6 protein-coding genes and 2 tRNA genes are annotated in these 6,366 nt (G+C 59.1%); 4 read left to right on the plus strand and 4 right to left on the minus strand.

Translation table 11 applies throughout. The annotated features are described in order from the left end of the window. Positions 1–41 precede the first annotated feature (41 nt). Positions 42–488 carry a universal stress protein gene (locus tag BP737_RS14305; RefSeq protein ID WP_292405159.1) on the plus strand — a complete coding sequence of 149 codons (447 nt, stop codon included), beginning with the start codon at positions 42–44 and terminating at the stop codon, positions 486–488. On the opposite strand, the gene BP737_RS14310 is transcribed toward BP737_RS14305, so the two are convergent. Further along, complete coding sequence (locus tag BP737_RS14310) at positions 462–1,055, minus strand: DUF99 family protein (RefSeq protein ID WP_292405156.1); 594 nt, start codon at positions 1,053–1,055, stop codon at positions 462–464. The two genes, BP737_RS14305 and BP737_RS14310, sit on opposite strands and share 27 nt — an antisense overlap. 39 nt (positions 1,056–1,094) lie before the next feature. Here BP737_RS14310 and aglJ point away from each other — a divergent pair, with 39 nt between their 5' ends. Next, on the plus strand, positions 1,095–2,021 hold the full coding sequence (gene aglJ / locus BP737_RS14315) for an S-layer glycoprotein N-glycosyltransferase AglJ (protein WP_292405153.1): 927 nt from the start codon (positions 1,095–1,097) through the stop codon (positions 2,019–2,021). Here the strand turns inward: aglJ and BP737_RS14320 are convergent. Continuing rightward, positions 1,992–2,534, minus strand: a complete 543-nt coding sequence (locus BP737_RS14320) for an aldolase (protein WP_292405151.1) — start codon at positions 2,532–2,534, stop codon at positions 1,992–1,994. The two genes, aglJ and BP737_RS14320, sit on opposite strands and share 30 nt — an antisense overlap. Before the next feature lie 228 nt (positions 2,535–2,762). After that, positions 2,763–3,773, minus strand: a complete 1,011-nt coding sequence (locus BP737_RS14325) for a radical SAM protein (RefSeq protein ID WP_292405148.1) — start codon at positions 3,771–3,773, stop codon at positions 2,763–2,765. A 231-nt stretch (positions 3,774–4,004) separates the two neighbouring features. On the opposite strand from BP737_RS14325, the gene BP737_RS14330 reads away from it, so the two are divergent. Further along, positions 4,005–4,076, plus strand: a tRNA-Cys gene (locus BP737_RS14330). 312 nt (positions 4,077–4,388) lie between these two features. Here the strand turns inward: BP737_RS14330 and BP737_RS14335 are convergent. Continuing rightward, on the minus strand, positions 4,389–5,342 hold the full coding sequence (locus tag BP737_RS14335) for an ABC transporter substrate-binding protein (protein WP_342686289.1): 954 nt from the start codon (positions 5,340–5,342) through the stop codon (positions 4,389–4,391). A 776-nt stretch (positions 5,343–6,118) separates the two neighbouring features. On the opposite strand from BP737_RS14335, the gene BP737_RS14340 reads away from it, so the two are divergent. After that, positions 6,119–6,190, plus strand: a tRNA-Cys gene (locus BP737_RS14340). Positions 6,191–6,366: the final 176 nt, after the last annotated feature.

The raw sequence follows: 6,366 nt of genomic DNA on the forward strand, positions 1-6,366 counted from the left end.
GAGACCATGTATTTGTATCAGGACGTTCTCAAGAGAGTATTATGTTCAACTCGATACTCGTCGCCGTCGACGGATCGGAGATCAGCCGCCGTGCGCTTGAAAAAGCCGTGGCCCTCGCCCACGCCAGCAAGGCTCCATTGCATGCCGTGCACGTCGTTTCGACCGGTACGTATCCCGCTCTTCCTCTCGACGGACTCGAGCCTCCGGATATGGCAAGGCAGGCGCTTCTCGACTCGCTTGATCGGGAGGCGGACGCGATCCTTGCCGACGCGGAACGGAAAGCTGCCGCCGCCGGTGTCCCGATAACTCTCCACAAACGCTGGGGGCACCCCGGCGCGGAGATCACCGCTCTCGCGCAGGAACTCGGCACCGACCTCGTCGTGGTCGGGTCGCATGGCAGGGGCCGGCTCGACCGCTTCTTCCTCGGGAGTGTCAGTTCCTACGTCGTCGATCACGTGACCTCAGCGGTCATGGTCATCAGGACCTGACCCGCCGAACCTGGACGATCGGAGGATGCCGCGGGCGATGAGTCGTGCCACCCTGACCGGCTCGGGCACCCTTCCTTCGCGCGTGAAATCGTTGCAGAGCCTCGCAGCATCCGTGAGGGAGAGCCCATAAGGACGGATGAAGAGCACATACCCGGTATGTAACCGGACGGGCGTCCTGTCGCCGAGCCGCCGGTATGCAGCGAGCCTGCCGGCATCGTCCGGGAAGTGTCGGTGGATCTCCTCCGTGAGCCCCCCGGACTCCTCATAGGTGGTGATGACGACGGGGAGTCCGGTTACGTCCCGTACCGCCGCCGGGTCGATGATGTTGTACCAGGCAATGACGCTCCCGCCGATCATCAGGAGGTTGATGTCCCTGCGGGCAAGTCCGGTAACGATCTGGATGACCGCATCGGTGGCATCGGACCCTCCGACGGTCACCCGGGCAAAGGCCGCTCCATCGATCCGGAGGTCCTTTCGCATGACGACGCCGGCAAGGGTGGACTGCTCCCTCCCCGAGTAACTCTCGGCGATACCGAGGACCCGGAGCCCCGATTTGGCTACGTGCATACGAAGTCCTTATGAGATTTAATCAGATATAGTACACTAATGAACGTCGAGCGAGATGAGGTATGCATCTTCATCCCCACGCTGAACGAGGCACCGACGATTGGCAAACTGGTCGAAGCGTTCAGAGAACGAGGTTTTCTTAACATCCTCGTCATGGACGGAAATAGTACCGATGGTACACCCGATATCGCACGATCCGCAGGCGCGGTTGTCCGGACACAGACGGGAAAGGGAAAGGGCAACGCCATCATCGAGGCCGTGGAGGTCATCGATAAGCCCTATATCCTCATGCTTGACGGCGACGGCACCTACTCGCCGAACGACGCGGAGAGGATGCTCGCTCCTCTCGGGCGCGGATACGATCACGTCATCGGCAACCGCCTTGTCAATCCCGATGGGGCGGCGTTCACCCGGTTAAACCTCCTCGGCAATCAACTCCTCAACCTGATATTCAAACTTGCACATGGAAAAGACCTCCGCGACATCCTGTCCGGTTACCGCGCCTTTACGCTTCACTCGGTTCGGCAGATGACCCTCAAGGAGGCCGGGTTCGAGATCGAGACGGAGATGGCGGTCGAGGCAGTGAGGAACGGGCAGCAGGTCGCGGTCATCCCGGTTCGGTACCTCGCGAGGCCCGGCACCACCACGAAGTTAAACCCGTTCCAGGACGGCATCAGGATATTCTCGACCATATACCGGCTTGCAAAGATGAACAACCCGATCTTTTACTTCGGGATCATCGGACTTTTCATATCGCTTGCCGGGGGGGTTATCGGGGTTTATGTCGTGCTTGAATGGCTCAAGGACATCGAGCACCTGCCGCTCACCATCCTCACGGTCCTCCTGATCACCATCGGTTTCCAGATCTTCATGTTCGGCGTGATCAGCGATATGCTCCTCGGGTTCCACCGCGAGACCATCCACCAGATCGAGCAGTTACAGGCTCCCCCGAAGCCGCCCCGATAGGTAGAGGACCCGGCATGCGTACTCTGTGATCGAGGTGTAGATATACGCCTCATCCAGCGTTTTTCCGGCGGCAAACGTCCCGTGTCCGCGGACGATGACGATATGCCCCTCACGGAGCGCCCCGGCGACGTTTTTTGCAATCTCTTCGGTCCCCGGACTTCCGGTAACAACCGGGATCTCCGGGCAGAGCGCCCCGCCCTCGCTGTCGGCCGGCCGGACGAGATCGGCGTCGAGCGACGCGGCGACGGCATGGACAGGGTGGGCGTGGACGATCGCACGGTGCGGGGTCTCGCGGTAGACCGCCCGATGAACCCGGTACTCGCTTGAGGCTTCAGGTGGAGCGTCGCCCGTAGCAGGCACATAGACCGGCATCTCCCGGGCGTCGAGGTACGCGCCGGTCCGGGTGATGAAGAATCCGCCCTCGGCGCGCACGCTCATGTTTCCGAAGTTCGCTCCGACAAGCCCTTCGAGGAAGAGCCGCCTCCCTATCCGTTCAAACTCCTGATCCAGCATGCTTCCCACACTTCTTATTCATAGAACATTTCTGCGTACCTGGTGATATCGTGTGCGCCCGGGTTTGCCGGGCAATGCGGGGTATGCGCACTGGACTACAGCGCGTCCCCGGAGAAAAGGGCGACCTCCCCGCAGAATGTTTCCATTCGCGGGGAGCGCCTATGATGAGCGGCGCAGATGAAACCTGCCGGCGACGACGGGCGCGCGGCCCGTTCAATCGCCGCGCCCTTATACGTCACGGAACGGCGTGATGTCGCATCCGGTGCAGGGAAGGCACATCGTCCGGGCCTTCCGCGTATCCAGGTTGTTCTGTTTCAGGATCTCGCGCGTCATCTCTCCGAGCCGGATGAGACGCTCTTTTGACGGGCGATTCACGGTGATCTCACCGGCTCTGAGGGGCGAGGAGGAGATCGGCCGGAGCACCGGGATGACCCCCATCTCCGCGAGCCGGGTGACGCCTCTTCTAACGCACTCGTCGTCCTCTCCGAGACCGAGGAGGAAGTTCGAGTGAACGAAATTTCTCTGAAAAACGTCCACCGCTTCCGCCAGTGCGTCGAGAATGAACTCAAGAGAGAGTCCGGGGCAGACGGCGCGAAAGATCTCCGGGTCCATCGTTTCGACGTTGTACTTGATCTCGTCGGCACCTGCGGCCCGGAGTTCCCGTGTCGAGGTTGCCGTTGGATAGACCGAGACGCCGATGGGAAGGTCGTACCGGGCCCGGAGCGCCTTCACCACCGCGACCATCCTCTCCACTTCCTTCTCCGGGGAGTCGGCAACGCCGCTTGTGAGGGAGATTGCACGGATGTTTCCCCGGGAGGCTGCCTCCTCGACCATCCGTACGACGGTATCTGTATCCTTTATCCCCCCGTTCAGTTTCGGGACGGGGCAGAACCTGCAGTTAAAGGTACAGCGCTCACTGACGGTGATGTACGCCTGTTCCGGGCAGTGACAGAGCGGCTGCTCCAGGCGGCCGTGTGCAACCGTCTCCCCGTTCAGGAGAACGGCAACGCGGTCTCCGTCCGGGACTACCCGAAGCGGCGCGCCGCTTTTGATGGAGAGCCGGACCCGCCGGTCTCCGGAGACGAGGAAGAACGATGACCCGCCGGCTCCCGGGCCTGCCGTAGCCGTTGTTTTTAAAGTTTTAATGAGTTCTTCGTCGATGCTTGCTGCCCCGATGCTGACGAGCAGTGCCTTCTCCTCAAGTGTCATCTCCTGCAGGTTCCTCCTTTGTTGTTCCATCTGGTTCTCCTCGGCGCTCTGCTGGCTTGCGTAGTGTTCACAATTGTGAATCCATAGGAAATAGTGGAGATGAGGGCATATATTGGTTGTTGTCAGGGAGATTCTTGCCGCATTCGGTGGATTGAAAGGGCGGCACTGCGCCGGAATGCGGAAAAAATTGCCCGGGAGTCAACAGTAAAGTAGTAAGGGGTTGTATGATAGTATGGAAGTTTCATAAGTGTGAACGTCCCTGCCAAGGTGGCGGAGTGGCTACGCGGTTGACTGCAGATCAGCTGTATCCCGGTTCGAATCCGGGCCTTGGCTCTTCTTTTGTTGAAACTCGTTTGCACGGCGGTAGGTGCGGGACGGGAAGCCAAAAACGGCTGAAGTTATGCGCCGGGCCCTCAGGGGCGGGATAGGCCCCTGAGGGCGGCATACTAAAGATTATTCTCAGGGGTTGCTCGATTCTGGACCTGTGCCCGGACATCCCGGTCATTTGAAGACGCCGTCGGAGACACCGCGGCGCAAAACGATATTCGATGAATCCGGGAGAACTTCCGCAACGGGTGAAACCGCAAAAATTCACCTGCGACGGGGGGAGGATGGGGCGTCTTTGGGAAGAGCAGCCGTCTCCTCTCACGGGGAGAGGTTGAGACCAGCCTCGTAGTGGGGCGGCGCGCGATGCACCTCGTCGATGAGGGTTGTATCGAATATCCGCTTCTCAGGGATGGGGCCGGAGATGTATCCTGCCGCGGCAAGAGCCTCCACAAACCTCATCGTCGATGCGATGTACTCTCTCGGGAGTGCGGCACAGTACTTGGGGGAGATCGTGTAAGCCTCCATCACGAACCCGGGATCAACCATCCCCCCCGTCACCCTGGAGACGATCCGGGCAGCCCCATGCGGATCGTGCCGGATAAACTCGCACGCCTCTTCGTGGGCCCGAAGGAACCGGGAGAAGAGGGCGGCATGTTCGGCCACCTCTCCCGCGGCGATGATGCCGTAACTCGGGTTGTAGGGCCAGACGACATCCGCGGGCATGACGATCCTCGCGTTCGCGTAGCGGCGTGCGGTCACGGCAAGCGCGGGTGTTCCCGCCGCCGCTGAGATCTCCCCGTTTAAGAGTGCATCCGGGATGAAATCCGCCCAGGGGTAGTTAATCACCCGGATATCGTCTATCCCGTATCTTCGGAGGAGATCGTTGACGATGACGTCGTGGATCGATCCTTTCGGAGGGCACCCGATGGCGGTCCCCTTGAACTGTGAGAGAAATGCAGGTACGCCGGCGCACTCGTCGAGGGCTTTCCACTCTTCCCCCGCAATGCCGACGGTCCCCTCGATGTGGCCCCCGGCGATGCACCGGAGCGCGGCGCCTCTGTCGATCCCGATGATCACCGGCGGCAGGCCGATATAGCCGAGATCAAGGCTCCCCTCCCGCATTGCGTTTACGATATCCGGGCCTGACGGGTGGAGGGTCCACTCTGCCTGTATGCCGAGCGCCTGCAGGGTCTCGGTTCCCTGCAGGACGAATGAGGTGTGGTAGACGGTGGAGAGATACCCGATCCTGAGTCTGTTCTCCTGGTATGGCATTCAATCACATCCTTGGATCTCTCTTCGGTCTTTCCGATAATTGAACCGGGAGGCGAATCTCTTTTTCGGCGGTTGCAGGTGCGATCTTCCGCATACGGCGGTCATGGGGAGGGACCCGGAAGCAGGAATGTGCCGGGGCGTCCTTGAGAAAAACCGGTGCTCCTCTCCCCGACTCTCCCGGAACCGTGTCTCTTCACATTCCGGACTCTTCGTTTATTTGTTCCTGATGAGCCATTTTTCGAGATCGATGCTTATGATCGTATCAATCTCCATTTCTCTCTCATTCTGGGCTGCGTTTTCGATGGATAGCCCGAAATGGCAGAGGCTCCTCTGTCGTGGTAAATGCTGGCTTTGCTGGACACTCTGGTTGATTTGTTTGGTTTTATGCAATTTTATCACCTCTGGAACGTCCTGTTCTCGTGTCCGTTCCGTTCGGTGCAGCGACTCTCTCCTGGTTGCTCTGTCTGCGTCCCCAGGAAGGAACCCACAATCGAATTGTATACTTTCTTCCTGCGTGTGGCGTAATTCGCATTCGGGGAGCCTCTTCACAATTGTGAACGCTGATTCGTTACGCACACTCTGTCATAAGCATTGGGAAGACGGCAAAATGTAGCGGCAATCCCCTCGTGATATGACCCGGAGTATCCCGACAATCCGATGTTTTACTTTCTGGTATCGTTTCGTTTTTTTTCTCCCGGCAGATATTGCCGACATGCCAGTGGATATATTCGCGGAAGGCTTACATAGGAGACAGCCCACAGCGGTGGACCGACCTTGCCAGGGTGGCGGAGTGGCTACGCGGTTGACTGCAGATCAGCTTTATCCCGGTTCGAATCCGGGCCCTGGCTTTTCTCTGCCCGTGCTGGATGCCGCGCTTTTGTATGATTTCTGTCTGGCGTGTCGGGATATTTGACGCTTGCTACTCCTGCGGATTGGCAAATGAACGGGTAAAATCCGCCTCTTTGAAAAGGTATAAGTGTTTATACCGCCATTCTAATTAATGGCGTTCACAATTGTGAACGTA

The organism is Methanoculleus sp. UBA291 (assembly GCF_002499755.1).
Classification (GTDB): Archaea; Halobacteriota; Methanomicrobia; order Methanomicrobiales; family Methanoculleaceae; genus Methanoculleus; species Methanoculleus palmolei.